This window comes from Acidobacteriota bacterium (genome assembly GCA_003225175.1).
In the GTDB taxonomy this organism is placed as follows: domain Bacteria; phylum Acidobacteriota; class Terriglobia; order Terriglobales; family Acidobacteriaceae; genus Gp1-AA112.
In genome coordinates this window covers 1-2,554 of the sequence record QIBA01000188.1, presented here as the reverse complement: position 1 = coordinate 2,554, position 2,554 = coordinate 1, and the positions used below count along the sequence as shown (strand labels likewise).

2 protein-coding genes are annotated in these 2,554 nt (G+C 24.0%); both read right to left on the bottom strand.

The features are described from left to right. Positions 1 to 176: 176 nt before the first annotated feature. A complete protein-coding gene (locus tag DMG62_24385) occupies positions 177 to 350 on the bottom strand; it encodes a hypothetical protein (GenBank protein ID PYY19673.1) in 174 nt (57 codons plus the stop codon). Positions 351 to 2,133: 1,783 nt separating this feature from the next. Then, on the bottom strand, positions 2,134 to 2,508 hold the full coding sequence (locus tag DMG62_24380) for a hypothetical protein (protein ID PYY19672.1): 375 nt from the start codon (positions 2,506 to 2,508) through the stop codon (positions 2,134 to 2,136). Positions 2,509 to 2,554 lie beyond the last annotated feature (46 nt).

Below are 2,554 nucleotides of genomic sequence, written 5' to 3'. Positions count from 1 at the left end.
TACTATATCTATATATTAATCCGTAAATTATCATTAATATTTTAAAATTAAATTAATATACTGTAAATAAGTTTTACTTACCTTCACGGATAATATGCCTAGTGCTAAAGCACATTGCAACTTGAGAATAAGAATGGTTAAATCATTATCGTTATCGTAATAAATTATCATATTAATTAACTACACTCTTTACCAGCTTTCAGATAATATCCCATATAGGTTGAATAAAAGTTTGGATTCGTTCTTATCTCAATTAGGCAATCTTCCACATTATTTATATTATTTATATCATAGCATTTAACAGGTACATCAATTTTTGAAGCTTTGAATGCACATAAAGTTAATTTTATTGCAACTAAAAATTGAGATAAAAAATATTAATAAGTATATAAAAATTTTTTTACATTTTTAAATACACTTACATTGCACCCTTTCATCATCAGTATTATCAAGTTTAGAGCAATTAATTTTTATTAAATGCGCAGCCTCCCTGTAACAATCTTTATCTTTATAGCTAGTTAATTGTGCTTAAGATTATCCTAAGTTAATATAAATTAAAATATTATAAATTTAAAGAATCAATATAATTACCATGAACTTTGTTAATTAATTCCTTTTCCTAAACAGAATCGTTATAATCATCATAATCAGTAGAAAAATAACTCCTTATGCCAAAGTCAAAGGAATTGATAGGTGTACAGTTAATTAATTAGTAACAAGACAAGAAAGAAAATTTTTGTAATAAAGATCATTTTGTTAGTTTTAATAAAGATAAGAAGAAAATACCTTATCGTTATATATATATTTTTTATGAAATTTATTAAAGCGATTATATAATTTTTTCTCGTGATTAATTTAAAGTTTGCAATTTTTGCACGATATTTACTATCTTTTTAGAGTAACGCTTAGTTAAATGATTTTTAACTGTTTTATATTTGGGCATTTTGCTCATTTTTTTTTTTTTTAAAGGGCATTTTGCTCATTTAGCTAATATTATATAAGCAAACTTAGCACATTGATTATTTCTTTTAAAGTAATTATATAATTCAACTTGATCTAAAATTTTTGAAATAATGATTGGAATTGGAAATGTTTTGTTAGTTACGAAATTAGAAACATGTATGACGTAAATAACGCAGTTGCAATTTAAAAAAAGATATAAATACAGTGATATGCTGACTTAACAAAGTAAATTTTTTACTATGAATAGTATAGTTAAGTCCACATTTCAAAATGAATTGTTTAAATGCATTAATCTAGATATAAAACCTAGTACGTTACAAACAGATAATTTTGGTAATTTAAAATTACCTAAAAATGTCATTATTCAAATTCGAAAAATAAATTGGCCAAGGAAAAAGGAATTCAAAAAAAAATAACGAATCAAGAAGCATCGTTGAACAAATCCACCAATAGAAAAATGAAAATGAAATCATTGAGGATAGATTAATTATCGATAGAAATATAATTGAAGATCAAATTCAAGAAAAGAAAGAAAAAAATGAATCAAGAAGCATCGTTCAACAAATTAACAACACTGAAAGTCACCAACATGATGAATTCATCGAGGATAGAGTAATTATCGATGGAAATATTGAAATTCAAGGAAAGAATAAAAGAAAAAATCCCTTTGATGAATTAATTAGTAATTATTCTAACTGAAGATTAAAATTATTTATCATACTTATAAATTATTTTTATTACAGCGAATAAAAAACTGAAGACTATTCAAACACAAAATTATAAAGTTTCTATTATCAAAGAGTTTGATAAATTATATAATTATAATAACTTTAAAGTTAATAATCATGCTAATGATTCAGTTAACGAAAATATTACAGGTAATTATTTGTAATTTGAAAGAATAATTTATGATATTTATATTAATAACATTTAAAAATGTAGAAAAGCAGCATATGACGGAACAAAGGAAAACAATTTTACTAAATGGATAAATTTGAAATTATTTTTAAATTTGACGAAGGGAAAATCTATGAATGAACTCAGCAAAATGTTAAATCTGAAATCTGATAATGTTAGTAAAAAGGTACAAACGTTCAAAAAGGCTGTGAAGTTTTTATCATATATTGATCAGGAGAAATATGATCAAATAACAATATGTATTACTTATTTTCAAAAGATTAACAAAATGGATTGGAATGAAGTTTTAAAGCATATGAATAATATGATAGATTCTAAAACAAATCTTAACAGCAAACAAAAATAGTTATTTCCCAATAAAGAGTTCTTTTTATTTTTTCTGAACTCATTATGATTTACTGTATCTCCAATGTTTCCAATGTTTCCAATCTTAAGTTTCCAATGTTTCCAATGTTTCCGATGTTTCCTAAGTTTCTGATCTAAAGTTTCCAAGTTTCCAATGTTTCCAATGTTTCCAATATTTCCAAAGTTTCTGATCTTAAGTTTCCAAAGTTTCCAAAGTTTCCAAAGTTTCCAAAGTTTCCAATGTTTCCAAAGTTTCCAAAGTTTCCGATCTAAAGTTTCCAATGTTTCCAATGTTTCCCAAAGTTTTCAATTTTTCTGATTTTATAAT